Source organism: Proteus sp. G2673 (genome assembly GCF_009915125.1).
Classification (GTDB): domain Bacteria; phylum Pseudomonadota; class Gammaproteobacteria; order Enterobacterales; family Enterobacteriaceae; genus Proteus; species Proteus penneri.
The window spans coordinates 11,600-37,700 of record NZ_JAABLT010000003.1 but is presented as its reverse complement, the minus strand read 5'-3'; the positions used below and the strand labels follow the sequence as shown (position 1 = coordinate 37,700).

The 26,101-nt window shown below is 39.7% G+C and carries 25 protein-coding genes; 2 read left to right on the top strand and 23 right to left on the bottom strand.

Annotated features, from left to right (window positions below; genetic code table 11):
* Positions 1–1,121: autotransporter domain-containing protein (locus GWI59_RS00720; RefSeq protein ID WP_237584851.1), on the top strand; the 1,121-nt coding region annotated here is incomplete at its 5' end.
* Positions 1,122–1,219: 98 nt separating this feature from the next.
* Here the strand turns inward: GWI59_RS00720 and GWI59_RS00715 are convergent.
* From GWI59_RS00715 to efp, 19 genes are all read right to left on the bottom strand, one after another.
* Positions 1,220–1,837: an ATP-binding cassette domain-containing protein gene (locus tag GWI59_RS00715; protein ID WP_109848210.1), complete on the bottom strand. Its 618-nt coding sequence runs from the start codon at positions 1,835–1,837 to the stop codon at positions 1,220–1,222.
* A gap of 59 nt (positions 1,838–1,896) precedes the next feature.
* Positions 1,897–2,694 carry an ATP-binding cassette domain-containing protein gene (locus GWI59_RS00710; protein WP_006536149.1) on the bottom strand — a complete coding sequence of 266 codons (798 nt, stop codon included), beginning with the start codon at positions 2,692–2,694 and terminating at the stop codon, positions 1,897–1,899.
* Entirely contained in the window at positions 2,688–3,500 is an 813-nt protein-coding gene (locus GWI59_RS00705; RefSeq protein WP_072064382.1) for an ABC transporter permease, read from the bottom strand. The genes GWI59_RS00710 and GWI59_RS00705 overlap by 7 nt, the downstream gene beginning before the upstream one ends.
* Positions 3,497–4,480, bottom strand: a complete 984-nt coding sequence (locus tag GWI59_RS00700; protein WP_072064383.1) for an ABC transporter permease — start codon at positions 4,478–4,480, stop codon at positions 3,497–3,499. Before GWI59_RS00700 ends, GWI59_RS00705 begins: the two co-directional genes overlap by 4 nt.
* Positions 4,465–6,048: an ABC transporter substrate-binding protein gene (locus tag GWI59_RS00695; protein ID WP_109848208.1), complete on the bottom strand. Its 1,584-nt coding sequence runs from the start codon at positions 6,046–6,048 to the stop codon at positions 4,465–4,467. The genes GWI59_RS00700 and GWI59_RS00695 overlap by 16 nt, the downstream gene beginning before the upstream one ends.
* A gap of 404 nt (positions 6,049–6,452) precedes the next feature.
* On the bottom strand, positions 6,453–7,442 hold the full coding sequence (locus GWI59_RS00690; RefSeq protein WP_006536155.1) for a glycosyltransferase: 990 nt from the start codon (positions 7,440–7,442) through the stop codon (positions 6,453–6,455).
* Positions 7,443–7,808: 366 nt separating this feature from the next.
* The gene (hycI, locus tag GWI59_RS00685; RefSeq protein WP_006536156.1) at positions 7,809–8,315 is read right to left on the bottom strand and encodes a hydrogenase maturation peptidase HycI; all 507 of its coding nucleotides are present in this window, start codon (positions 8,313–8,315) and stop codon (positions 7,809–7,811) included.
* Positions 8,312–8,722, bottom strand: coding sequence for a formate hydrogenlyase maturation HycH family protein (locus tag GWI59_RS00680; RefSeq protein WP_006536157.1), 411 nt, complete (start codon positions 8,720–8,722; stop codon positions 8,312–8,314). Before GWI59_RS00680 ends, hycI begins: the two co-directional genes overlap by 4 nt.
* On the bottom strand, positions 8,715–9,497 hold the full coding sequence (locus tag GWI59_RS00675; protein ID WP_072064386.1) for an NADH-quinone oxidoreductase subunit B family protein: 783 nt from the start codon (positions 9,495–9,497) through the stop codon (positions 8,715–8,717). Before GWI59_RS00675 ends, GWI59_RS00680 begins: the two co-directional genes overlap by 8 nt.
* Complete coding sequence (gene hyfH, locus GWI59_RS00670; RefSeq protein WP_006536159.1) at positions 9,494–10,048, bottom strand: hydrogenase 4 subunit H; 555 nt, start codon at positions 10,046–10,048, stop codon at positions 9,494–9,496. The genes GWI59_RS00675 and hyfH overlap by 4 nt, the downstream gene beginning before the upstream one ends.
* A gap of 11 nt (positions 10,049–10,059) precedes the next feature.
* Positions 10,060–11,793: a hydrogenase large subunit gene (locus tag GWI59_RS00665; protein WP_109848206.1), complete on the bottom strand. Its 1,734-nt coding sequence runs from the start codon at positions 11,791–11,793 to the stop codon at positions 10,060–10,062.
* A gap of 1 nt (position 11,794) precedes the next feature.
* Positions 11,795–13,363, bottom strand: coding sequence for a hydrogenase 4 subunit F (locus GWI59_RS00660; protein WP_109400039.1), 1,569 nt, complete (start codon positions 13,361–13,363; stop codon positions 11,795–11,797).
* A 4-nt stretch (positions 13,364–13,367) separates the two neighbouring features.
* Positions 13,368–14,018 carry a hydrogenase 4 membrane subunit gene (hyfE, locus tag GWI59_RS00655; RefSeq protein ID WP_006536162.1) on the bottom strand — a complete coding sequence of 217 codons (651 nt, stop codon included), beginning with the start codon at positions 14,016–14,018 and terminating at the stop codon, positions 13,368–13,370.
* Between the two features lie 12 nt (positions 14,019–14,030).
* Positions 14,031–15,482, bottom strand: coding sequence for a hydrogenase 4 subunit D (locus GWI59_RS00650; RefSeq protein WP_115065632.1), 1,452 nt, complete (start codon positions 15,480–15,482; stop codon positions 14,031–14,033).
* A gap of 6 nt (positions 15,483–15,488) precedes the next feature.
* A complete protein-coding gene (locus tag GWI59_RS00645; RefSeq protein ID WP_006536164.1) occupies positions 15,489–16,439 on the bottom strand; it encodes a respiratory chain complex I subunit 1 family protein in 951 nt (316 codons plus the stop codon).
* Between the two features lie 12 nt (positions 16,440–16,451).
* Positions 16,452–18,467, bottom strand: a complete 2,016-nt coding sequence (gene hyfB, locus GWI59_RS00640; protein WP_109848202.1) for a hydrogenase 4 subunit B — start codon at positions 18,465–18,467, stop codon at positions 16,452–16,454.
* Position 18,468: 1 nt separating this feature from the next.
* Positions 18,469–19,089, bottom strand: a complete 621-nt coding sequence (locus GWI59_RS00635) for a 4Fe-4S dicluster domain-containing protein (protein ID WP_072064392.1) — start codon at positions 19,087–19,089, stop codon at positions 18,469–18,471.
* A 293-nt stretch (positions 19,090–19,382) separates the two neighbouring features.
* Complete coding sequence (locus GWI59_RS00630; protein WP_109848201.1) at positions 19,383–19,859, bottom strand: RpiB/LacA/LacB family sugar-phosphate isomerase; 477 nt, start codon at positions 19,857–19,859, stop codon at positions 19,383–19,385.
* 731 nt (positions 19,860–20,590) lie between these two features.
* Positions 20,591–21,157, bottom strand: a complete 567-nt coding sequence (gene efp / locus GWI59_RS00625; protein ID WP_006536168.1) for an elongation factor P — start codon at positions 21,155–21,157, stop codon at positions 20,591–20,593.
* A 44-nt stretch (positions 21,158–21,201) separates the two neighbouring features.
* Here efp and epmB point away from each other — a divergent pair, with 44 nt between their 5' ends.
* On the top strand, positions 21,202–22,230 hold the full coding sequence (gene epmB / locus GWI59_RS00620) for an EF-P beta-lysylation protein EpmB (protein WP_109848200.1): 1,029 nt from the start codon (positions 21,202–21,204) through the stop codon (positions 22,228–22,230).
* Positions 22,231–22,336: 106 nt separating this feature from the next.
* Here epmB and GWI59_RS00615 read toward each other — a convergent pair whose 3' ends face one another.
* From GWI59_RS00615 to GWI59_RS00600, 4 genes are all read right to left on the bottom strand, one after another.
* Entirely contained in the window at positions 22,337–22,681 is a 345-nt protein-coding gene (locus GWI59_RS00615; protein WP_006536171.1) for a DUF4156 domain-containing protein, read from the bottom strand.
* Between the two features lie 426 nt (positions 22,682–23,107).
* Positions 23,108–24,754 (bottom strand): chaperonin GroEL, encoded by a 1,647-nt coding sequence (groL, locus tag GWI59_RS00610; RefSeq protein WP_006536172.1) that lies wholly within the window; start codon positions 24,752–24,754, stop codon positions 23,108–23,110.
* A 52-nt stretch (positions 24,755–24,806) separates the two neighbouring features.
* On the bottom strand, positions 24,807–25,100 hold the full coding sequence (locus GWI59_RS00605; protein WP_036914050.1) for a co-chaperone GroES: 294 nt from the start codon (positions 25,098–25,100) through the stop codon (positions 24,807–24,809).
* Between the two features lie 169 nt (positions 25,101–25,269).
* A complete protein-coding gene (locus GWI59_RS00600; protein WP_006536174.1) occupies positions 25,270–25,776 on the bottom strand; it encodes an FxsA family protein in 507 nt (168 codons plus the stop codon).
* Positions 25,777–26,101: the final 325 nt, after the last annotated feature.

Here is a 26,101-nt window from a genome sequence, read left to right as displayed (position 1 = left end):
CTGATAAAGCTAAAGCAGAACAAGCGCGCTTAGACAAAGAGCAAGCCGATAAAGCTAAAGCTGGTGCTGAAGCTAAAGAACTTACCCCTGTAGAAGATGAACTAGCACAACGCGCTAAAGAAAAGGCAAAAGAGAAAGAAACGGCAAAACCATCGATTACTATCAGCAAACCTATCGACATTGAAAATACCTATAAATCAATGCAATTGATGGCTGAAAACGGCTATAAGCTTATGGATATGCAGCAAGGGCAACTGCATTATTTAGCTTCTGCAACTTGCTCTGTTGGTACTGAAAAAGCCTGTATCAGTGGTTTTGCACACTATCAAAACGTAAATAAAGCTAATGCAACCCAAACTGGGTTAAGTGGAGCCTATCGTTTTGATGTTAACCATATTCCATTGGTTATCGGCCTTGCCATTGATACTGATGTCTATTCCTCATTACCTAAAGGCTATCAATATCAAGGTTATGCATTACCTTTAATCGGTTTTAGCTTAGATTTAATACCATCACTCAATCCTGAGTTAAAGAGCAATGCATTACACCTGTCGCTAAAAGGTGCTTACTTAAATCGTAAAATATCCATCGAAAGACAAGTATTAGAAGATACAGAAGCAGGTAAAGGCAACGCTAGGATCTCTGGATATCATATTGATTTACAAAGTTATTATCCTTATTCATTGGCAGATGATTTAATGCTTACCCCATTTATTGGACTAACATTTAACCAAGTTTCTCGTTCAGCATATAGTGAAACTCAAAATGCACAATTTGCAGCACATTATGATGCACTTAAAACGCACTCACTATTAGCCAAAATGGGACTAGGTATGGACTACTTATTAGGTTCATCTTTCATATTGAATACTAAAGCGGGCTTACTGTGGAATTTATCACACCATCAAGGCGATTTCCGTAGCCATATTGATTATTTAGGTCAGCAACACATTGATTATTCAGAAAATAAAAAGCAGTTAAAACAACGCCCATTTGCCAAAGTAGGATTGACTTATCAATTAGATAAACAATCTTCCATTAATACATCAGCAGATTGGGGAATGACCACTTATCGCAATCACGATATGCAGTTTGGCGTAAGCTACACTTATCGTTTCTAATTCCTTGTTATTATATTTGGGGTTAACTTTAGCAGTATTATTTGGCTTCCTATAAAAATATAGGAAGCTTTTTTTATTAAGCTTAATAATTATCTATTCTAACCGTAGAAATGTTCTTCTTTATCCACCCACCATACTTTAGTCGAAACCTTTTCAAGTAGTGCTTTGTTGTGGCTAAAGATAATCAAGCTTAAAGGTCTTTTTTGACTTTCATCGATTAAAACTTTCCAAATATCAGCTTGGGTTTGCGCATCTAATTGTGCCGTGACTTCATCCGCAATTAATAGTTGAGTACGCGGATCGAGCGCCCTTAATAATGCAATACGCGCTAATTCACCACCTGATAATTCATTAGGCCTACGAGTTAGCCACTCTGATTTTATTTTTAACTTTTCTAACCAACTATCATCAGGGTGCCATGCATCACGGACACTATCACCTGTCGAACGAAAAGGATTAAAACATTTATCAGGATGTTGAGGAACTAATTGAATGGGACAATAACCCTTTCTAGACAATGGGTTACCATTAATAAGAATTGAACCTTGAGTTGGTGCTTGCCACTGCGCTAAAACACGACCTAATGTCGTTTTCCCTGTACCACTTGGTGCTGAAATACCGAGTCGCTCTCCCGCATCTAACGAAAAGGAGAGATCTTGCCATAACACCTTACCTGCTTGCTCCACAGATAATTGTTTTAACTCTAAAAGTGGCATAAAGATAACTCCAGAAATAACAAATGAAATGTATAAAAGTAAGACTTAAGAACACCATATTATAATGAATTAAGTGATGCTTCTTTGGTATTTATAAATTGTTGTTCAGGTAATGCATTCCAGAGTGTCTTCAACCACTCACTACCTTCATGACGATTAAGCACATTAGCAGGGATAATTTCGTTAACCTCACCCTGATTAAGCACGGCTATTGTATCCGCAAATCGTGCTGCTAAGGCTAAATCATGTGTAACCCAAAGCACTGATTTACCTTGATTACATAATTCTCTTAAGTGCCCTAATAACAAACAAGCATGTTCATCATCAAGCCATGAGGTAATTTCATCAGCCAGAATATATTGTGCATTAGAAAGTGTTGCATTACAGGCTAATACGCGTTTTGCCATTCCACCAGATAGTTTTGCTGGATACGTTTTAACTAACGATCCAGAAAGATGATACAGACCCAATTGCTGCACAATATCATCTGACGTAACGTCTGCACCACTTAAACGCGCAGAGCGACTGAGTTGATCACCGATACAAATCAAAGGATTAAGTGCAGTGACTCCCTGAGGAATATAGCAGAAAGTATTTCCTCGATAAGCAATCAGTTCTCGCTCACTTAATGCGTGGCCATTAAGTTTAATCGAACCTCGTACACGCATATTGGCAGGTAAAAGCCCTAATGCACTTTGTAATAGCAAACTTTTACCTTCACCACTTCCCCCCACTAATGCCAACATTTTACCCGGTTTAATATCCAGAGAGATTGATTTTAGCAACGGTTGCCAATTTCGTTTTCCCAACCAGCGAAATTGTGCAATATCAATGGAAAGCTGTTCAAAACTTAACATCCTGCCCCTCTTAACCACAGTTGTTGCATTGCCTTAGCAAATTGATCGAAAATCAAGACCAAGCACATCAAAATTAATCCCGGAAATACCACCATCCACCAAGAGCCTGTACTTAAATAACGCAGTGCATCAGATAGCAACAAACCTAAAGATGGCTCATGCGCCGCTTGCCCAAACCCCAAAAAACTTAACGCTGCGCTATGTAATACGGCATGAGGAAACATCAATAAGGTTCCTACAATCCACTGCGGTAATAACATGGGAATATAGTGTTTTTTTACACACTCAAAAGGTGAATTGCCAATACGACGTGATAGCATGACGTAATCCGCCTCTCGAATACGTTGAATTTCACCACGTAAAATCAACGCAAGCTTAGGCCAATGAGTTAATGCCACAGCCCAAATTACCCCTTGTTGCCCACCACCTAAAGTAAAACAAATCAAAATTAGTAGTAATAAATGAGGTAATGCTAAAAGCGCATCAACAACACCTCTAACAAAGAAATCACAATAACGATTAATTGACGAAATACCCGCGAAAATGAGAGCGATAGCACCACTAACAACCGCACTTGTCACCCCAATATTTAAGCTACTTAACATGCCTTGAAAACAGCGTAGCCACAAAGAACGACCTAAATTATCAGTACCAAACCAATATTGTTCTGAAGGTGCTTGGTTTCTGGCCAAAAAATCCATTGCAATATCAGTATGAGAAATAGAAAAACCATAAGTGACTAACCCAATCAAGGCGAGAGTCACGAATAAAAGTTTCAATAAAGGCTTGTTTGGATCGTAAATCATGAGTCTCGCAAAATTCCTTTATTAATACGTCGTAATAACCCGTTAGAAATGCTATTACCAAAGAAAATCAAAATAGTACTAAAGACAACAATTCCCATTAATAGAGGAATATCACCTCGCAATCCTGCATCAACGGTAGCTTGCCCTAATCCTGGGTAAGCAAAAACTTTCTCAGCTAAAAGAGAACCACCAAGTAATTCACCAATAGATGCAAACTGTAAACAAAGTGCAGGTGTAATGGCATGACGTAGAACATGAAATAGCATCATAGCCCACCCCTTATCACCCTGAGCCTTAGCAAAATGGATAAATTCACTGCCCATCACTTCGGCAACTTTCGCGCGAGTATGCAGTGCGATATTCCCAGTGCCTAATAATCCAAGAGCAATCATAGGTAAGATAAGATGGGAAAAACGCTGGCTTAACGTTGCGGTTTCGGCACTACTTCCCATCGGCCAAGCACAACAAATTGGCGCCCAGTGTAAGGTGACAGAAAACAGTGATAACAGCAGTAATCCCACCCAGAATGTTGGTAAAGAGGCTAACAAATAAGAGAGTGTAGAAATAATTCGATCGGGCCAGCGGTTAAGATATCGACCCGCAACTAATCCCATCACAACACCAATAACGCCAGAAAACATCCACGCTGAAAAGAGCAAGATAAATGAAGGCCCCGCCCGTTCGCGAATAACATCAATAACAGGCATGTTATACAACATGGAATAACCAAAATCCCCTTGAATGATTTGGCTAAACCAGAGCCAAAATCGCATCCATAAAGGTTGGTCAATACCCCAACGTGCTGCAATTAAAGGATATTGCTCAGGAGGAACATTCAATAAATCACTACCGATATACGCCTTGATGGGATCGATCGGTGAGAAACTTAATAAAATAAAAACACCTGCTGTTGTTACCAACAGCAGGCAGAGTAATCGCAGGAAAAAACCTGCACTTTGACGTATTACTGACAAGTCCACTTCCAAGTATCTACGCTATTTAATAATGACCATGAACCATGAATTTCCGGCGTTCCTGTCCCCAAATCAACACAAGGGTTAGTCAGGTAAGTGTGTTGCACATTCATCAGCCAAGCCCAAGCAGCGTCACCTTTCACACCAACGCCATTTTTACCATCCCACTCAACCGCTTTCCAATGAGGAACGGCTTCTTGCCATGTATGGGCATCGAGTGCAGCTTGCAGATGTTTTTCAACCTCAGGGTTTTTGTAATAACCCGGATTATAATAACCAACACCCGCCGCATTTTCGCTGTAGTGATGATATAACTCCATAGGATCAAGACTTCCCCAACCAAATAAAGTTGGATTTGAGTGCATATAGCGCTCTACGGTATCCCAACTTCCTGATTTAAGATCCATTTGAATACCGAGAGGTTGCACTAGCGCACGAATTGACTCGGCTAAATCGCGACGAGTTGCATCACCACTGGTATACCATAAGGTCAATTTCGCTTCTAAGCCGTCTTTTTCACGAATACCATTTTTATTGAGTTTCCAACCAGCATCTTCAAGAATTTGCTTCGCTTTTTCAACATCCCCATCTTCGAAAGCAGCGTCTGTTTGATCCCAAGGCAAACCTTTTACACCGGTATATGCAGGAACCGCATAACCATCAAGTACTTGCTCTGATAACAATTTACGGTCAAGAGCATAGTTAATTGCTTTACGAATAGCGATATCTGCGGTGATATCATTACCAATATCATAACCTTGAGCGTTTTTCTCGCCTGATTTTACCATTGGAAAAACAATACCGCGGTTTTCAACACTTGCTCTTTCCCACAATTTGGTATTGGGTAAATTTTTAGCGATTGCAGCCGTTGCTGGTGGAATACGCACAATACCTAATTGTCCACTTTGAGCAGCTGCAAAAGCGGCATCTTCATCAAGGAAAACAAAAATCAGTTTTTCAAAATCATTTTTCTTGCCCGCATAATAAGGGTTAGCTTCAACAATTAATTGCTGACCTGGCTGGAAACTTACCATGCGATAAGGGCCTGCACCAATTGGCTTTTGTGCGTAAGTTTTTTCATCATACTTATCAGCAGAAACAATACCTAAAGAACCCAGTACGTTCACAAAAGTACTTTGTGGTGCTTTCAATGTAATAGTGACATGTAAGTCATCATCAGCTTTTGCAGAAAGGAAGTTACCCATATCAACTTTACCGCCACTTGCAGCCGCATTGTTATAGGTAAATACAATATCTTTTGCAGTAAGCGGTAAGCCATCAGAGAATTTTAAATCTGGCTTTAATGTTAATTTCCATGTTTTGCCATCTTCACTTGGCTGGTAGTCACTTAACATATTGCTATACCAAGAGAGATCCGCATTTTGCTTTAACAATGGGCTATGGAGAAGTAAATAGCTACCATGACTCCACCCTAACATTGGGTCGAAGCCCTCTGTTGGCTCTTCACCAATAGCCAGTTTTAACGTTTGAGCAGATGATGCAAAAGGAACGCTTAACGCGGCTAAGCAAGTTAACGTTACTAATGACTGACGCCAACCAAACCGAATAGACATAAAACATTCTCCGATTTTTTAGATATGACTTATCACCAGTCTCTATCTAAATAAGATAAAGAGGCTGAAACAAGATAAATAACAATGATGATTATGATACTCTGCAATTGTTGCAGATAAAGGTTAAACCAGTGACATCATAATAAGTTTTTTTATTCAACTACTCGAATAATATTCGACAGTTTATTGATTTTACATAAACTTTTATTAAGCAGTAATACTCATTATGGCAAACTTCTAGCAAGTGCACAGTATTTTTCTAATAAATAAGTTATATATTTATCATTGAATTTATCAGTGAGCGTAAAACGAAATAAAGTGACTTTTTAACGAAATTAGATTATTTCATTTTATTTAATATGCATTAAAAATAAAAAAGGCACATCATTGCGCCCTTCTTGTATTTATGAATTTAATATTCTTTTTAATTTAAAATAGCGTCGCCCTAAACGCCAACGTAATCTAAAATTTTTCGCATTTTTCCAAATTAGTGACCATATTCCTCTATCAAAAAACTCTTTAACCATCTGTTTTTTAACTTCAATAGACTGAATAGAATCAATTGAATGGATAATTCCCAAACCTTCTTTTGCGATTTGCCAATAACATGCATTGATATTTTGAGTCACATCTTTATATTTTTGATTAATAGCATCAAGCATTTCTAATATTTTCATGTAATTATGAATTGTTCTAACATGAATAGTGTCATTAGGCGTTGCATGAGAAACAGAACCAGAGTGAATAAAGTAATCGTAGTAACGCTCATCAATATATTTAACGCGTTTAGCCGTTAATAATGCTTCTGTTGTCCACGGAATATCTTGATGATGTAAACCGGGTTCAAAATAATAACCATGAGCAAGTAGAAATTCACGTCGATAAATATTTAACCAAGTGACATGTAAGAATTTCTTAGAATCCAATGCTATTTCTAGCCATTGTGGCCCAGTTAAAACGCCCGTAGAACGTAATCTATTTGAAGGGAAAATAGGACGTGAAGGCCTTCCGTCTGCGTAAACATAATTACCGTTACAGGTTAGAATATCTAAATTATCATCTTTAGCTATATTAATCATTCTATCATACATATTAGGATGAATTACATCATCAATATCTGGGAAAGCAATATATTGCCCTTTCGAAATATTGAATCCAACATTACGAGCAACAGAAACGCCTTGGTTTTCCTGATCAATAATAGTGACTTGAGGAAATCTTTCTTTCCATTCTTGTAATATTTTAAGTGAGTTATCTCTAGAGCCATCATTAACTAAAATAAGCTCCCAGTTATTCAATTTAATAGACTTTAACCCATTGAAAAACTGAGATAAAAACATCTCACCATTATAAACGGCGACCACAATACTCAGTTGAGGTAGAGAAGAAAACATAACCAACCTTTTATATTATTAGCTAAGAATTTTCCCTCTAAATAGTTAATCTTAAAAATTAAAAAAGAGTAATAAAATAATAGAACCGTCTTAATTAATTCTTAATTAAAATTTAATTTTTAACTAATTAAAGGTAAAACTGATATTTAACGAGGTTAATTATAATTAACTTCTTTTTATCTCTTATGAAGAAAGGGTTAAGGTGGTTTGTTTTTTAAAATAAAGGACTAAAGGAAAAATTAAGGTTAGTGTAGAAAATAAATGTTATTGATGAGCGTTTTGTTCATTAACGAAAAACATCCGCTAAGCGGATGTTTTAGTCTTTATTTATATCAATAATATTAGGATACTTGTTTTGTTATACTCTTATTCTTCAATCTCTTCTTCATCTTCATCGCAGACTTCAAGTTCTGGAAAGTAATCAACTCGCCAAGACTTGAGCCCTTGATACACTTCATCAACAGCATTCTTTACCGCTTCAGTCATTGGATAATAAAAACCAACGAGATCGGGTTGGATCCCTAAGAACGTAATATCTGGAATATCATCTTTTAATTGATCAATAAGAAAATTCAGCGGCATATTATGAGTGCTCATAATAAACATTTCCGCTATATAATCAGGGTCTATCACCCTAATCTCACCTGGTTTTAAACCAATGTCAGCAGCATCAACAATGACAACACATTGCGGTTGTAGCTCTCTTACTTGGTAAGAAACATTCTCAGGCGCACTTCCCCCATTGATAACAATCCATCCATCAATTGGGTTTGTTTCCATTAATTCAGCAAGCAGAGGGCCTGCACCATCATCGCCCATCATACTGTTGCCAACCGTTAATACCACTTTAGGTGCTGCCATTGCTTCACTCATGGTTTTCTCTTCACAATCAAATAAATAGCAGGTTCTGCATGGATCTCACCCAGTAATTTAATCAGTGTTTGACTCCACTCACTAAAAATAGGATCGTCATTTTTCATAATTGGATCAAATGCTAACGCTAATAAGTGAGTATGCTCTGAATTAATATTGATTTCACCAAATGTCAGTAATCCTTGCATTTTGCGTTTGGCTTCACCTTCAGGTAATAAATCAATCCATGCTTTATATTTTTCTAAAGGGCAGACTAGCTCTGTTTTTAAACAGTCGATCATTCCCACATGGTGGCCAATTGCGAGCGAGTAATACATCACCTGTTGTGCTTGTTCAGGAATATCATCATCACTATCTACAAACTTTTGTCTTAATGACCAAAAGTAAACTTTAGCGTCATCAGGCATATATGCCTCCTTGGCTTAAAGAGTAAACCAAGCGTTTCACAATCTCTGATAAGCGAGGATCGTTAGCTTGTCGTAACCATTCATCAACACGGCCACTCACTTCTTGAATTGTGGCACCTTCTAATAAGGTGAGAAAATGATCACTGATTTGTCTCCCCTGATAATAACCCGCAAGACGACGAGCCTCACGCTCAATCATCACTCGAGCATCTAAAGGAATAGAAGGCAAAATGAGAGATGCTTTTTCATTCTCTACTTCAATATGCGATTCGCCTTTTAATTTTTGGTCTAACAAACCTAGTGCAACAGCAAAACCATAAATTGTTGCTGCTGGCGTTGGGGGACAACCAGGGATCCAAACATCAATAGGCACGATAGATTCGCTCCCACCCCAGACACAATACAGATCGTGGAAAATACCGCCACCACAGCCACAAGCACCATAAGAGATACAAATTTTTGGATCGGGCGCTGATTCATAAGCACGTAATGCAGGAACACGCATCTGGCGCGTTACTGCGCCAGTGAATAATAAAATATCAGCGTGACGAGGCGAGGCGACCACTTTGATACCAAAACGTTCAGCATCAAAAACTGGTGTAATTGCAGAAAAAATTTCAATCTCACAACCATTACAACCACCACAGTCAACACGATAAACATAAGCTGAACGTTGAATATCTTTCAACAATGTCTGTTTTAGCTTTTTAACCTGATCATCAAGGGTGATAGGTTGGCTAACATGATGATTAATGGGAATTTCTGGTAGACTCATTTTATTGTACTCCCGATCTCGCCCATACTAATATTTTCACGGCCATCAGATAATAAGTTATGTTTACGCTTACATTCAGGGCAAGTTTCAAATTGTGGTCGCATGGCTTCTACGGTTTGCTCATCCCAACCTGATTGCACTAATAGCGCCATCGCATAGTCAACTGATTTTCTCGGCGTAAAGGGTTGATGGCATTCACGGCAATTCAATAACTTAAACGTTCCTTTAATATAAAGGTCTGATTTTTTCGTTACTGCCGTTTCAAACATATCGGATAAAACAATCGCTCTTGTTGGGCAAACTTCTTCACAACGACCGCAATAAATACAGCGACCAATGAATAATTGCCAATGACGCTCGCCTGTTTCCAAATTCGTTTCCATCGTTAACGCATTAGCAGGGCATGCTGCGGTGCAAGCACCACAGACAATGCATTGCTCTGCATCATATTCAGGCTTTCCTCTGAAACCATCAGGTAAATCCAGGGGCTTAAACGGATATTTGGTCGTTGCTTCGCCTGTTTTGATTATGGTTTTAAACAATTTTAACATCGTTCATTCCCTCACTTGAGCGGCGAATTTTTACGTTCAATGCTGTAACGTTCAATTTCTTTATAAGAAACTGTTTTAGATTTACGTTTTTTCACATCGACGAGCGTTACCCTGTCAGTACAGGAATAGCAAGGGTCAAGGCTACCGATAATCAATGGCGCATCGGATACAGTATTTCCTTGCAACATATAACGTAATACAGGCCAGTTAGCATAAGTAGCTGCACGGCAACGCCAGCGGAAGAGTTTTTGGTTATCACCCAACATACTCCAGTGAACATCTTCACCGCGTGGTGCTTCTGTAAAGCCCAGTGCAAATTTATAAGGTTGATAAGTGAAGCCTTCCGTTAATAGCGGGCCTTCAGGCAGGTTATCTAAGGCGTATTCAATCATTGCCATTGAATCTAAAACTTCTTTAATTCGTACCATCACACGGGAGAATACGTCACCACCTTCATAACTAAAGAGAGTCAAAGGAAGATTGCCATAATCGGCAAATGGGTGGTCAAAACGTACGTCACGTTTAAAACCACTTGCTCTTATCATTGGGCCGACAGGGCTAAAATCACGAGCCACTTTTTTGTCTAAGATACCCACACCAACAGTACGTTGTTCCATATTAGGAGCAGTGAGAAGAACATCGACAAGTTCAGTCACTTCGCGACGCATTTCTCTTATTAATTGAATAGTTTTAAGGCGCTGATCTTTTAAGATATCGCGACGAATACCCCCAATTAAATTCAAGCCGTAGGTTTTACGCGCACCCGTGAGCATTTCTGCAATCTGCATTGATTTTTCACGAATACGAAAGAATTGCATAAAGCCAGTATCAAAACCTGTAAAGTGGCTCGCTAAACCAATATTTAATAAATGGCTATGAAGGCGCTCAACTTCTAATAAGATAGAACGAATGGTATGCGCACGACGAGGCACTTCAATGCCTAACGCATTTTCAACAGAAGTCACATAGGCCACGCTGTGAGTAAAACCACAGATACCACACACGCGATCTGATAAAAATGTCACTTCGTTATAACCCATTCGGGTTTCAGCCAGCTTTTCCATACCACGGTGAACATAGAACATACGGTAATCAGCATCGACAATATTTTCACCGTCTACAAATAAGCGGAAGTGTCCAGGTTCATCCGAAGTAATGTGCATAGGGCCGATTGGTACAACACGTGCGTCTTGCTTACCTTCATTCACAAAAGGGTAAGTCTCAACTTCTGTCGTTGGTGTCGGGCGTTGGCGATAATCCATCGCATCTTTACGCAATGGATACATTTCTTCAGGCCAGTCATCTGGAAGCACTAAACGGCGTTCATCAGGTAGACCAACAGGGATAAGACCATACATATCACGAATTTCACGTTCCCCCCACACGGCAGCGGGTACACGCGGTGTCACTGATGGGAATTCTAAAGTGATTGGGCTAACATGGGCTTTTACAACAACCCAGCATTTTTCACCCTCTTCCATTGATAATGCGTAATAAACAGCATAGTCTCCGTTTAAACTACGTTCATCGTTACCGAATAAAACAGGTAACCAACCGCCTAAACCGTAATACAGGTATTCCACCACTTCAGGAAGTGATTCCGTTTTTACTGTTATCGTCAATTGATCAGCGGTTTGTCGCTCTTCATCAAGAACAGCTGATGGGAATTTTTCACGAACTTTGGCAACATAATCTCCACCTAGTTCTTTTCCCTCTTTTCTACTGACATAATTTTGGTAGCTCACGTTACATCTCCTGAACCGATGTGGATGGATTACTGATTAAAGCCGTTGGCCATGTATAAGTAGGTGACTCACTTTTATCAATATTCATCACGATATTAGCGGCATTTTCTAACAACTCACTGACAGGCTTAGGAATATGAGTTCCCATTAACAGCATAAGTGCAATCAGAATGACCATTGGTAATGTGGTTAAAATTCCCAGTTCGCCTTTAGCAACAACATCAGGTTTTGGACCAAAGACAATTTTAGCCACCATACGAACTAGCCCACCTAATACTACGGTCAATAACAATAATAATAGGATAGTTAAGACAATGTGCTGAGAAGCTAAACCTGCCACAACAATCATAAACTCACTGATAAAGACATTGAAAGGAGGCATCCCCCCTAACGCTAAAGCACCACCAGCAAACAGAGCGGCACTTAATGGCATCACTTTAAACATGCCTTTCACGACATTTAAATCACGAGTACCGTATTTCAATAACACGTTACCAGAGCCACAGAACAACAATGCTTTCGCTAAACTGTGGTTTAAGGTGTGGAATAAAGCAGCCAAAATACCAATCGGTCCGCCAATTCCTAATGCGACGGCAATTAATCCCATGTTTTCCACACTGGAATACGCTAAAAGACGTTTCATATCACGCTGAATAAGAATAAAGAACGCCGCGATAGCAACAGAGAGGAAACCAAAGATTAACAGTAAGTTACGTGTAAATTCAGTACCAATTGCTGCATCAATAATGATGTAGTAACGAATGATGATTAATAGAGCACAGTTCAGTAACACTGCCGATAACAAGGCACTAACAGGACTTGGTGCTTCACTGTGCGCATCTGGTAACCAAGCATGCATTGGGAATAACCCCGTTTTGGTACCAAAACCGATTAAAATAAAGACAAAAGCTAAATGCATCAGAGTTGGATCTAACTGGTCTGTATATTTCAACACTTCAGTCCAGAAAATGGCCTGATCTGGATCAGGCATAAAGCTTGCGGCATTGGCATAAACCAAAATAGTACCGAAAAGACCAAACGCGACACCGACACTACAGATGATGATGTACTTCCACGCCGCTTCCAAAGAAGAACGTTGACCATAAATTCCGACTAAGAATGCAGAGCTTAGGGTTGTTGCTTCAATGGCTGCCCACATTAAAATCAAGTTATTACTGGTGATTGCTAATAACATGGTGAATAAAAACAGGTGGAAGAAGCCATAGTAGTTACATAAAGTACGTACTGAGATTTCACCCTCATCCACTTCGTGGCTCATATAGCCAATAGAATAAAGCCCCGTTAAAAAGCCGATAATGCCTAAAATAGCTAGGAATAATGCGCCTAGGCTATCCACGTGAACCCAATTAGCAGCCGCCAATATTTCGCCATGAGACATGACATCTGCCACAGTTCCTAATGCTGCGACTAACAAGACGGTGATACCAATTGCATGAATGCCTGTCACAATAGGACGCGCACCCGCTTTTAATAACGGACTCAGAAACGCCAATATTGAAAATACCAACGGCGCAAACATTAAAATTGTTAACATGGTTGTTTGGTTCATCTCCTCACCCCTTCAGCGCGGTCAGTTGATCCACGTTCAGTGTGTTGAGCGTGCGGTAAATCTTACGAGCCAACACTGCCATCACGATCACAGCAAAGATGGCGTCAGTGGCGATACCGATTTCGACCAGTTCTGGTGCTCTCCAAGCCAATAATGCCAGTGTTAAGTGAGAGCCGTTTTCCATTAAGCAGTAACCAAAAGCTTGTTTTAGGATATTGCGCTGAGTCACGATACAAAGCAGACCCAACATAAAGTGTCCCAAAGAAACTGCCAGTGCAGGTTTCAAATCAACAACCATTGGTATTTGAATTGGTTCAACCACAAACCAGCTTAAAATAACGATAACAGCCGCCAGCAACATCAATAGTGCGGGGCTAATAACACTGATATTCGCACTAGGATCGGATAACTTACGGAATGCAAATCCTAAAATAAGTGGAACAAGCAGAACTTTAGTAAAGAAGGCGGTCATCGCCCAAAGTGTCAGTTGGTGTGCATCTAACATATTGGCCAAGGTGACAAAAATCATCACCAAGACGAAAGATTGCAATGCATAGAACCAACATGAAGCAATCGGCTTTTTCGCGCCAATTACCAATAGCGAAGTTATCATCATTAACCCCGCCAAATTGTTTACGATAAGTGCTCCAGTCATGATTTATCTCCCTTATCCTAGCCAAGTGACTGCGATAACACTGGATGCAAAGGACATCACAATCAGTATTCCAATCACAATTTGCATTGCCATAGGAACAGGTTGCCCTTCTGCAACTTCTGTACTTGGTTTGCCCGGAACAACGCGACCAAACCAGTAGATAAACCAAGTGAAGCTAGCCACAGACTCAATCAGCACTAGCACCATAATTGGTGTCATCACCCAGAAAATACTCGACAATTCAAAACCTGCGGCAAAAATTGGGAATTTACTAAAGAAGCCATTAAGTGGTGGAACACCTGCAATTGCCAGTGCGGCGACACAGAAACCCACACCCAATAATGGATATTTATTAATTAACCCTTTTAAACGAGGCAACATGCGAGTACCGCAGCTATAGCTCAATGCACCCGCAACTAAGAAGAACAAACTTTTAGCAAAGGCATGGTTAAAGATATAAGCAATACCGCCTTCAAACGCTTCACGCGGTCCAAAGATAGAGATAGATAATGCGAGGAAGATATAAGAGAGCTGAGTAATGGTTGACCATGCTAACAGGCGTTTCATATCTTTTTGTGGCAAATACATCATAAAGCCATAAATCAATGTGATAACTGCCATGGTAATACCTACCCACCCAATAAGATGAGGGACATCACCATCTGCTGACATAATCGCACGAGCAAAGATATAAACACCGACTTTCACCATTGATGCTGCGTGTAAGTAAGCACTCACAGGTGTTGGTGCTTCCATCGCATCAGGTAACCAAGCTTGTAGTGGTAGTTGAGCTGATTTACCCCAAGCAGCAAAGAGGATACCGCCAAACACAATCAGTTTGGTTGGTTCGTCTAAAGTGGCAATGGCGGTTAACTCAAAGGTACCTGTACTCACAAATAAAGTTGCTGCTGCAAGATAAAGACCAATTGAAGCAACGTGAGTGATCAACAACGCTTTCATTGCTGAACGGAGTGATTTTTCAGATTGGTAGTAGCCGATTAATCCCCAAGAACATCCCCCTGTGATTTCGAAAAAGAGGAGTTGCCCCAAAATAGTCGATGAAAGGACTAAACCTGCCATTGCTCCAATAAAAATCAGCAAGAAGGCATAATAACGACGAGTACCATCATGAGGATGCTCACGGTTGCCGTTAGTTAGATAGCCAGTAGAGTAAAAACTTACTAACAATCCTAAGAACACAACAGCGAAAGCAATCAAAGTACTGACACGGTCAATGGTAAAACCAAAGAGCGCAACATCACCATATTGTACTAGCGTAATTGTGGTATCGACTTTACCTTCAGCGAGGAACTGCCAACCTAAAACAACCGTTCCTAATGTGGCTAATAAAGCGAACAGTGTACATAACCACTTCGCCATCCGATTTGGCATTAAGGACGTAATCAACGCCCCCGCAAATGGGATGAGTAAGGTCGCAAGAGCTATATTTTCCATTGTAATCATCGCTCCTTATAGACCGGTTAAATAGAAAACAAGAGCCAGTGCCGCAACACCGAATCCTAACCATGTCACATGGTGAGTCAGCAGGAAGCGACCACGCGCTAAACTGTTTTCAACCAATGACGCTAATACAAACACCACTAACAATTTCACTGCCATTAAAACTAACGCAATGATCAGTGCAATAAAGGTGAATTCTGTTGCTTTACCGAAAGGAATAAATATGGCTAAGAACAGTTCAGCCACCACAACTTGTTTTAAGCCAAGGCCCAGCTTCACCATGGCAAAACCAGAGCCTGAATACTCAGTTAATGGCCCTTCTTGTAGCTCTTGTTCAGCTTCAGCAACGTCAAATGGCATTTTGCCCATTTCGATAAATGCCGCAAAAGCACAAGCTAATAAGGCTAACAGTGTGGCTGTGGGTGATACCCAACCTTGAGCCAGTGTTGCACTGATGGTGCCAACGTTGGTTGAACCGACAATTAAAGCCACCACAATCAGCGATAACACTAAAATTGGCTCAACTAACACACCCAGTGTTAATTCACGACTAGCACCAATACCCGCAAATGGGCTTCCTGAATCCAGACCAGATAAAGAGAAGAAGAAACGATAAAGTGCAAACAGATAAATCAGTGCGATAAGATCTGCCGCACCTGCAAACAGTGACGTTGCAGTAAAGACAGGCAGTGCCATAGCAACCACTAACATACTTCCGAGTAACACATATGGCATCACTTGGAAGATCACACCAGATTGCTCGGGCGCTACTGATTGACGTTTAAATAACTTAAAGATATCTCGATAATCTTGCAAAATTCCAGGGCCTTGACGCGAATGCATCTTGGCGCGAATTGTGCGCGAAATACCTGTACACAATGGGGTTATCGCCAGCAGAAAGAGTGCTTGAATGAGTGCGAATATTCCCATCATTAACGTAGGTGCTTCTTGGAAAGTCATAAGTCCCTCTCCTTACGCTGCGATGACTAAAAGCAAGATGACCAGCGCTGCAACAACGTATAGACAATAGAGTCGAAAATCCCCGCCTTGTAGGCATTGGATACGTTTTGCAAAACGTTGGATACCACGAACCAGAGGATAAATAATGCGTTCATCCCAGAATGGTTCGACCTTTTCAGCACCGAGCTGTGTTTTATTAAAACCACGAGACAGCAATGGAGATGGATCAAGTTGTTTACGCATACGATAAAGTGGTGCAAACATGCTACGTAATGCTTGAGTAAAGCCTCCTGCTGATACTGCCATGTCTTTTTCCCATACATAACCACATGCCCAAGGATCACCTTTACGACGAAACGCAGGTTGATTGCCTTTCAGGCCGAGATAAATCAGGAATGGGATAAGCGGTAAGGCAATTAATAAAACAAATGTTAATGCTGGAGAGAACATTGCTTGTGATGCGGTATCAGGAACAAGCATTGCGCCTTGAGTCACGGTTAATGCACTGGTTTCGCTAAGTGACATTGCAATGTTGGCAATAATTGGCGCAACAAAAGCCGCTCCCACACCTAACACAACACAGAATAGTGCTAATAAGCCCATTGCAATCGTCATTGGTAAAGGCACTTCTTTCGCTTTCGTTGCTTGCTCGCTACGCGGGCCACCACAAAAGCTAACACCATAAACTTTAACGAAACACATGGCCGCCAATGCCCCTGTAATTGCCAACATAATAATGGCAATAGGACCACTTAAACGCATCACGAAGTTACCTTCGTAACTCATCGAAAAAAGAGATTGATAGGTATACCATTCACTAACAAAACCGTTTAATGGTGGTAACGCTGAAATCGCCATACAACCAATTAGAAAGGCTGTTGCGGTATAAGGCATTAGTTTGGCTAAGCCACCCATTTTATCCATATCACGCGTGTGAATTTGGTTAATAATGGCACCCGCACCAAGGAATAATAATCCTTTGAACACGGCATGGTTTAATAAGTGATATAAAGCGCCTAACAATCCAAGTGCGGCTATAACAGGATGATCAGTTGCCATTCCTACCATGCCTACACCCACACCCATTAAAATGATGCCGATATTTTCAACAGTGTGCCATGCAAGTAAGCGTTTTAAATCGTGCTCTGCTAAGGCGTACATCACACCTAATACAGAAGAAACAGCACCAAACCCAAGAACAACAATACCCCACCACATTTCTGTGGCACCTAATAAATCGATACCGACTTTGATTATCCCAAAGATACCAATTTTAACCATGACACCTGACATTAATGCCGATGCGTGTGAAGGCGCTGCGGGGTGGGCTTTTGGTAACCAACTGTGTAATGGCAACATACCGGCTTTGGCACCAAAACCAAAGAAACCCAGTAAGAACACCACAGAGGCCATTGCAGGAGAAAGAGAGAGTTGACGGAATGAATCAAAATCAAGGCTACCACTTTCACGCCACATCAAGAAGAAGGCAATCATGATTAACACGGAGCCTGCGTGAGCGATAAAGAAGTAAAGTAAACCTGCGTGAATAGATTCGTCATCTTGGTCAGCAATAACTAAGAACCAAGAAGCCAATGACATCATTTCAAATAGGATAATAAAGTAGAACGCATTATCCATCACCACTAAGCCAACCATAGAAGCAATAAACAGATTCATAAAGAATCCCATGCTCCAAGCGCCACGTCCTTTATATTCTTGCACATAAGCAAGAGAATAAAGTGCGCACACACTGACCAATAATGAAATGACGAACACCATAAAGGCGCCTAACATATCCATGCGTACCACGAAGGCTGCAAATTCAAATGGGCCTGCCGCGGTAAAAGTGGCGATTTCACCACCCAAAATAACCGGTAATGCACTTAAAACACCTAATACACCGCCGATGATTGCGCTGATCCCTGAAATAAGGATTGCCAACCCTTCCTGTCTCTTTAAAAACAGTGCAATAACGCCACCAACAACATACAGGATGACTGACCACAGCAGTAACTGAAGAGGTTCCATATTACTTCCGCTCCTGTGTCAAAGTAGATAAATCGTCAAGACTGGTAATAGGTTCCATCACAGAATCTAAGCGACGCGTTTTCATCTGCTCTTCAAGTTTGTCATCTTCAACTAAATGCAATGCATCGGTTGGACACACCTTGACACAAGCAGGGCCTTCATCAGAGAAAGCACACAAATCACATTTCACTGCAATTGCACGAACCCCCGCATTCCACGCAAGAAATGGGTTGGTTGTTGGAAGACTTGCTGGCACATCGGCCAACATCTCTTCTGGAACAAAATGTTCAAAGACAGCTGGTAAGTTAACGGGTTTACTACCTGATGGTGTAATTGCCCCAAAAGGACAAACCAGACCACATAACTTACAGCCAATACACAGGCTCTCATTAAGAAAGATCATATTATCTTCATGAGTAATGGCATTGACTGGGCACACGCGAGCACAAGGAGCATCCTCACAGTGCCGACAAAGCATCGGTGCTGTCTGATCCTCCACTTTTACCACTGTAAGACGCGGATGCGCCTGTAATCCCACAGCTTGGTGAACTTCTGAACAAGCTGCCATACAGGTATTACACCCTATGCATCGTTGTGGCTCTGCAATTACAAAGCGATTCATTCGCCACATCCTCCGAGAAAAACGTTTAACAGCATTACTGTCGTCAATTTTTCTTTAGATGAAGCATATTTCGTGCCAAGAGATGATTTATTTTATTTTCATTTAAAATCAATATATTAAAAAACAAAAAGGAAACAATAAATGACGTGTCGACAATTATGACGTTGACAGTAAGTGGTGAGTTCTAAACAACAATTTCGTCGTCACTATGACTAGATATCAAAAATGGCGGAGTACAAAGAAAAAAATAAGCCTGATAATTCAGGCTTATAAAAGTGAATAATAAGAATGAGTTAATTTTTATAAATTTTCTTTTCTACTTGTTTCATTGAATTTAAGCCAGATTGTAAATCTTCTGGTGTTGCTTCAGAAAAACCTTCTGTAAAGGTTGCCGATAAATAAGCATCAACCATCATTTTGGCTTTAAATGGTGTAATTAATAACCCACCCATAGCAAGAATATTACAGTTATTGATAATTTTACAAAAACGAGCACTAGTCACGCTTTCACAAACACCGCAATAAACATTTTTATGTTTGTTCGCACTAATACTTACTCCCATTCCTGTACCACAGAAAACAAAACCAATATATTCAGGATGTTCAGAAATAATTGAACCAACTTTATCCCCTACATCACAATAGCCAATAGGGCCTGATTCTGTGAGATCTTTTATTGTGTAATTTTTTTCTAACAAGTATGACTTAATCGCATTTTTAAGTTCAAATCCTGAAGGATCAGCGCCCATAATAATCATTCTATTTTCCATATAGCCTCCTAAATTAACTTAATCACTACCGATAAATATAAGTCATTGATAAAATTTTAAATTAAAATAAATTCAAAGACTATTTTTTATATTTAACCTAGATAAAGTATAGATTAAAATTCTATTTTTGTGTTTAAGTATGGGGAATTTACAAAAAATAAGAAGAAATAAAGAAATGGAAATTCATTCCATAAAGGAGATATTTAACCTATAAAACAAGCTAAATTTATTATGTTAATAATTGAATTGATAAAAAATAAAAGAGATATATCAAAGTAAATATCTATATTGAAAGGGTTTCCCTAGTATAACTAAAATATAAAATAAAGATCAATAATATTACAGGATTAATGTTTTTATCTATACTCTTCAATATCTCTTAAAGGAAAGTCAAAATAACTTAAAATAAATATTGCTGTGGATTATCTTTACCAAAATAACCTACACATCCATTCTAAGAAAATGGTTATTTTTTACCAATTCCAATATTGAATAGAGCATTCATTTTTGGCATTTAAAATATAATGAAGGGATAAATAAATTAGGAACAAAATAATAACATGAAAAATTAAATAATGCAGTAATACAAATTAATCAATTTTTTAGAAAAAAATAGCGTAGTTTATTCAATTATTATAAATTAAAACAAAAAAATACCGCAGATAGTTAACATTATCTGCGGTAATTAATTATTATACTTAACGTTGTACTTAGTAAAATAATCTACGCAATTATTTTACGCGTGATACGTATTCGCCTGAACGAGTATCAACTTTGATAACTTCACCAATTTGTACAAACAGTGGAACTTTAACAACAGCGCCAGTGCTTAATGTTGCTGGTTTACCACCTGTACCTGCGGTGTCACCTTTCAGACCTGGATCAGTATCAACGATTTCTAATTCAACAAAGTTTGGTGGAATAACAGCGATAGGACGATTATCCCACAGTGTTACGATACACTCAGCTTGGTCGATCAACCACTTAGCATTATCACCAACGGCTTTTTCGTCTGCAGCTAATTGTTCGAAAGTTTCGTTGTTCATGAAATGCCAGAACTCACCGTCGTTGTACAGGTAAGTTAAGTTGATATCCATGACATCAGCACCTTCTGCTGAATCAGTAGATTTAAATGTTTTTTCCAGTAATTTGTTAGAGATCAGTTTACGCAGACGTACACGAGCAAATGCCTGACCTTTACCTGGTTTAACAAATTCACATTCAGTAATGACGGCTGGCTCGCCATCTAACATGATTTTAAGACCTGAACGAAAATCGTTGGTATTATAAGAAGCCATGAATATCCTCTAACTTTTTTAATTTAAAATGGCATAGCCAAAAAATGGCACACATTGTAACTCATAATCACCCCACCAGAGAAGTCTGGTTAACACAACTCGCGCAGGCAATCAGTGATCCTGTTGAATTACTCCAACTTTTAGCGTTGGAACATCACGAAGAACTCCAAAAAGGAGCTCAGGCGCGACGGCTTTTTCCGCTACGGGTTCCCCGTGAATTCGTTGCACGCATGAAAAAAGGCGATCCTAACGATCCATTACTTTTACAAGTATTAACTGCAAATGCTGAATTTACCATAACACCGGGATTTTCTACGGATCCGTTAGATGAGCAACAAAATGCGGTGCCAGGTTTATTACATAAATATCAGAATCGTGCATTGCTTCTGGTCAAAGGTGGTTGCGCTGTCAATTGTCGCTACTGTTTTCGTCGTCATTTTCCCTATGAAGATAACAAAGGAAACAAGGCTAATTGGCAAAAGGCAATAGAGTATATCAAAAATAACCCAAAACTCGATGAAATCATCTTCTCTGGGGGCGATCCTCTTATGGCGAAAGATGATGAGCTTGATTGGTTAATCACACAACTAGAAGCGATCCCTCATCTTAAGCGTTTACGCATTCACTCTCGCTTACCTGTAGTTATTCCTGCTCGCGTCACTGATGCGCTATGTCAGCGCTTACAACAATCACGTTTGCAAAATATCATGGTACTGCATACCAATCACGCTAATGAAATGGATGACGCATTGAGAGAAGCCTGTTCAAAGCTAAAAAAAGCCAATGTTACGCTATTGAATCAAGGTGTGTTATTGCGAGGGGTTAATGACAGTGCTGAAGTCCTTGCAGATTTAAGTCGCGCACTATTTGATGCCGGTGTTATGCCGTATTACTTACATGTTCTAGATAAAGTTCAAGGTGCGGCTCACTTTATGGTGCCAGACAGTGAAGCAAGAGAAATTATGAAAGCACTAATGAGCTTAGTATCAGGTTATATGGTGCCTAAACTCACGCGTGAAATTGGTGGTGAACCAAGTAAGACATTGTTAGATCTTGGATTACGCCAGCAATAATCCATATCATAAAAACAAAAAAGCTGTAGCTCAATTCAAAATAGATGAAGTGACTACAGCTTTTTATCTATTAGCAGACTAATAAATAGTGAATAAATTAAATGCCTTATTGGCACTTATAAACTTGCCCACTCATTTTGCTATCTAATGGTGCAAAGCTATCAACAAAGCTACCTGCGCCAGTACCCACGTTAAAAATAACGTTACCCCCCATTGCAGCTGCTTTATTACGTAAATCGTTAGCAGCACCTCGCAGTGATTGGCTTTCAGTACGGGAACCTGATAACCAGTTATTTTGAACACCTGTCACTGTTCCTAATAATTGGCATTCACTGCCTGGTTGCGTATCAGTGATTTGTACCTGTGAGCCAGCAGTGCTTAATGTGTTTGTTGCAGAACAGCCTGCTAGTAACAATGCTGCAGTAGCTCCCAATAACAATTTAATTCGCATGATCCCCTCATTTATTTGAGTGTCCGTTTAGTCATGACAACAATATACCTTGTCATCCCTATTATGCGCAAAAATAAATCATTATTGCTATCTCAACGTTAGCCAATAGCTTTAAGATATTATTTTCGCTTCAAACTTATTTTAATGTACAAATTCGGCTTTGAGATAGACAAAGCAACAACACCTCTATTCTACACCGCTTTTACGCTTTTAAAACGATATGGTTTATTTTCAGCCTACACAGTGCGAGAATGAACACACAATTAGCTCATTTTTTTAAAAATCGTTAGATAATCAATCATCATCTGACGATTATATTGCTATAAATTAATTCAAATATAGTAATATTTAATCTCGATTGTATTTAGATATAAAAAAACCCGAGCCTAAGCTCGGGTTTTCTTTGTAAAATAGTTAGCTGATGAATTACATCATGCCGCCCATTCCACCCATGCCGCCCATACCACCAGCGCCACCTAAATCCATTTTGTCATCTTTAGGTAAATCTGTGATCATCGCTTCAGTTGTGATCATCAGACCTGCGATAGATGCAGCAAATTGCAGTGCAGAACGAGTAACTTTAGTTGGATCTAAGATACCCATATCAATCATATCGCCGTAATCATCAGTTGCAGCGTTATAACCGTAGTTACCTTCACCTGCTTTCACTTTGTTTACAACAACAGAAGGTTCTTCACCTGCGTTAGCAACGATTTGACGCATTGGAGATTCCATTGCACGTAATGCAACGCGGATACCCACTGTTTGTTCTTCGTTATCGCCAACCATCTCACGCAGAGCGTTAGCAACACGAACCAGAGCAGTACCACCACCAGCAACAACGCCTTCTTCAACTGCTGCGCGAGTTGCATGCAGAGCATCGTCAACACGAGCACGTTTTTCTTTCATTTCAACTTCAGTTGCGGCACCAACTTTAATGACTGCAACACCGCCTGCTAATTTAGCAACGCGTTCTTGTAATTTTTCACGGTCATAATCTGAAGTCGCATCTTCGATTTGTTGACGAATTTGAGCTACACGACCACTGATTGCGTCTTGATCACCTAAACCATCAATAATCGTTGTTGTATCTTTGTTGATAACAACGCGTTTTGCTTGACCTAAGTCTTCTAATGTCGCTTTTTCTAACTCCATGCCGATTTCTTCAGAAATCACTGCACCGTTAGTTAATGTTGCGATATCTTGCAGCATTGCTTTACGACGGTCACCAAAGCCAGGCGCTTTAACAGCGGCAACCTTAACGATACCACGCATATTGTTCACAACTAATGTTGCCAATGCTTCACCTTCAACATCTTCTGCAATGATAAGCAGAGGTTTGTTAGCTTTAGCAACAGCTTCTAAAACAGGCAGTAATTCACGGATGTTAGAAACTTTTTTATCAACTAACAGAATGAATGGATTTTCTAATTCTGCTGTACCCGTTTCAGGTTTGTTGATGAAGTAAGGAGATAGATAACCGCGGTCAAACTGCATACCTTCAACAACATCTAGCTCATCTTCTAAGCCAGTACCTTCTTCAACGGTGATAACACCTTCTTTACCTACTTTATCCATCGCTTGCGCGATCAGAGTACCGACGGTTTCATCAGAGTTTGCTGAAATTGTACCAACCTGAGCAATCGCTTTAGTATCTGAACATGGAACAGACAGTTTTTTCAGTTCTTCGACTGCTGCAACAACAGCTTTATCGATACCGCGTTTCAGATCCATTGGGTTCATACCTGCGGCGACTGCTTTTAAGCCTTCGGCAATGATTGATTGTGCTAATACTGTTGCAGTTGTAGTACCATCACCTGCCGCATCATTGGCTTTAGAAGCAACTTCTTTCACCATCTGTGCACCCATGTTCTCGAATTTATCTTCGAGTTCAATTTCGCGTGCAACAGATACACCATCTTTAGTAATAACAGGTGCGCCGAAAGATTTATCTAAAACAACGTTACGACCTTTAGGGCCTAAAGTTACTTTAACTGCATCTGCAAGAACATTAACACCACGTAACATTTTATTACGAGCATCTACACCGAATTTGACGTCTTTAGCTGCCATCGTATATTTCCTTTGAATTCGTTCAGTTTAAGAAGATCTTAAAAGAGAAAAATTATTCTTCTACAATTGCTAAAATGTCGCTTTCAGACATGATAAGCACGTCTTCGTTATCAATTTTTTCTGTTTTAACGCCATAACCGTCGTTAAAAATTACGATATCGCCGACTTTAACATCCAGTGGTTTAACGTCGCCGTTTTCCATAATACGGCCTTGACCCACGGCTAAAATTTCGCCACGAGTTGATTTACCCGCTGCTGTGCCAGTAAGAACGATACCGCCTGCTGATTTAGCTTCGACTTCTTTACGTTTAACAATAACACGGTCATGTAATGGACGAATCTTCATTAATAGTGCTCCTATAAAAAAGTCCATATCAGGATTAAGGTTGATACCAGTGCCCAAAATGAACCAGTACCATGACGATACAGGTGGGGGCATCAAGTAAAACTTCAAGGGGAGAAGTGTGATTTTTTTTCAAATTTTCCCCATTTCAGTTGATTATGCTTTCGGCTGATTATTTTTTGTCAGAAAAATGGTCGTTATTCTGATCTTCAGCCTTATTATTCAGTTGGTTACTCGGTGAATCCTCTTTACGCTGAAACTCGCCTTCAAATGTTGTTCCATTTTGATCAGACGAAAATCCACTTTGACCATGACCTGCTGAATAAACACGAATACGAGAAATCAATTTAGTCACTAACAGTGCTTGCAACGGTGGTAACAACAACAGCAAGCCCAAGAAATCCGTAAAAAAGCCTGGGATCAACAGTAAAATACCCGCCAATATTAACGAAACGCTTTTCACCATTTCAGCAGCAGGCACTTCACCCACGGCAAGTTTTTGCTGCATTGAAGCAATATTTTTTACGCCCTGATTTTTTACCAATGAGACACCAACACAAGAAGTCAGCACCACAAGGAATAGTGTTGTAAGCACGCCAATCGAAGATGCTACATTGACGAAAATAACAGCTTCTATATAGATAAGAAGACAGATAACAATTAATGGGAGCCAACGCACTTGGTTCTCCTTTTTATAAAAAAAGATTCATATTATTAATAGAAAGTAGTGTGAACTACATCTAAGGTGATGGTTTACGAACTCGCTTTTTCTTAGTTTATCTACATAATAATGGGGAGCCTAACACTCCTTTTCAAGGGGCGTTAAAAAGAGAGTTAGAACGGTAAAATCCATGAGATAGATCACAAAAAGAAAATATTTAGAGGTTATTTACGTATAAAGTGATCCAGCTTAAAGGTATTTGTTCACAACCCGAATATGATCGTGTCAGTACCAAGCAAAACGGTAAGTTATATTACATTATTAACCGTTAACGATATATTTT

Excerpts from the sequence above, each read along its gene's own strand:
- hyfH (WP_006536159.1), bottom strand. The coding sequence starts at position 10,048 with ATGTTAAAATTGTTTAAAACCATAATCAAAACAGGCGAAGCAACGACC.
- GWI59_RS00635 (WP_072064392.1), bottom strand. The coding sequence starts at position 19,089 with ATGAATCGCTTTGTAATTGCAGAGCCACAACGATGCATAGGGTGTAAT.
- GWI59_RS00615 (WP_006536171.1), bottom strand. The coding sequence starts at position 22,681 with ATGCGAATTAAATTGTTATTGGGAGCTACTGCAGCATTGTTACTAGCA.
- GWI59_RS00715 (WP_109848210.1), bottom strand. The coding sequence starts at position 1,837 with ATGCCACTTTTAGAGTTAAAACAATTATCTGTGGAGCAAGCAGGTAAG.
- GWI59_RS00660 (WP_109400039.1), bottom strand. The coding sequence starts at position 13,363 with ATGAACCAAACAACCATGTTAACAATTTTAATGTTTGCGCCGTTGGTA.
- GWI59_RS00680 (WP_006536157.1), bottom strand. The coding sequence starts at position 8,722 with ATGCCTGATGACGCTAAAGTTTACTTTTGGTCATTAAGACAAAAGTTT.
- GWI59_RS00710 (WP_006536149.1), bottom strand. The coding sequence starts at position 2,694 with ATGTTAAGTTTTGAACAGCTTTCCATTGATATTGCACAATTTCGCTGG.
- GWI59_RS00695 (WP_109848208.1), bottom strand. The coding sequence starts at position 6,048 with ATGTCTATTCGGTTTGGTTGGCGTCAGTCATTAGTAACGTTAACTTGC.
- GWI59_RS00690 (WP_006536155.1), bottom strand. The coding sequence starts at position 7,442 with ATGTTTTCTTCTCTACCTCAACTGAGTATTGTGGTCGCCGTTTATAAT.
- GWI59_RS00650 (WP_115065632.1), bottom strand. The coding sequence starts at position 15,482 with ATGATTACAATGGAAAATATAGCTCTTGCGACCTTACTCATCCCATTT.
- GWI59_RS00705 (WP_072064382.1), bottom strand. The coding sequence starts at position 3,500 with ATGATTTACGATCCAAACAAGCCTTTATTGAAACTTTTATTCGTGACT.
- GWI59_RS00605 (WP_036914050.1), bottom strand. The coding sequence starts at position 25,100 with ATGAAGATTCGTCCATTACATGACCGTGTTATTGTTAAACGTAAAGAA.
- hyfE (WP_006536162.1), bottom strand. The coding sequence starts at position 14,018 with ATGACTGGAGCACTTATCGTAAACAATTTGGCGGGGTTAATGATGATA.
- hyfB (WP_109848202.1), bottom strand. The coding sequence starts at position 18,467 with ATGGAACCTCTTCAGTTACTGCTGTGGTCAGTCATCCTGTATGTTGTT.
- GWI59_RS00645 (WP_006536164.1), bottom strand. The coding sequence starts at position 16,439 with ATGACTTTCCAAGAAGCACCTACGTTAATGATGGGAATATTCGCACTC.
- groL (WP_006536172.1), bottom strand. The coding sequence starts at position 24,754 with ATGGCAGCTAAAGACGTCAAATTCGGTGTAGATGCTCGTAATAAAATG.
- epmB (WP_109848200.1), top strand. The coding sequence starts at position 21,202 with ATGGCACACATTGTAACTCATAATCACCCCACCAGAGAAGTCTGGTTA.
- GWI59_RS00630 (WP_109848201.1), bottom strand. The coding sequence starts at position 19,859 with ATGGAAAATAGAATGATTATTATGGGCGCTGATCCTTCAGGATTTGAA.
- efp (WP_006536168.1), bottom strand. The coding sequence starts at position 21,157 with ATGGCTTCTTATAATACCAACGATTTTCGTTCAGGTCTTAAAATCATG.
- hycI (WP_006536156.1), bottom strand. The coding sequence starts at position 8,315 with ATGAGTGAAGCAATGGCAGCACCTAAAGTGGTATTAACGGTTGGCAAC.
- GWI59_RS00675 (WP_072064386.1), bottom strand. The coding sequence starts at position 9,497 with ATGAGTCTACCAGAAATTCCCATTAATCATCATGTTAGCCAACCTATC.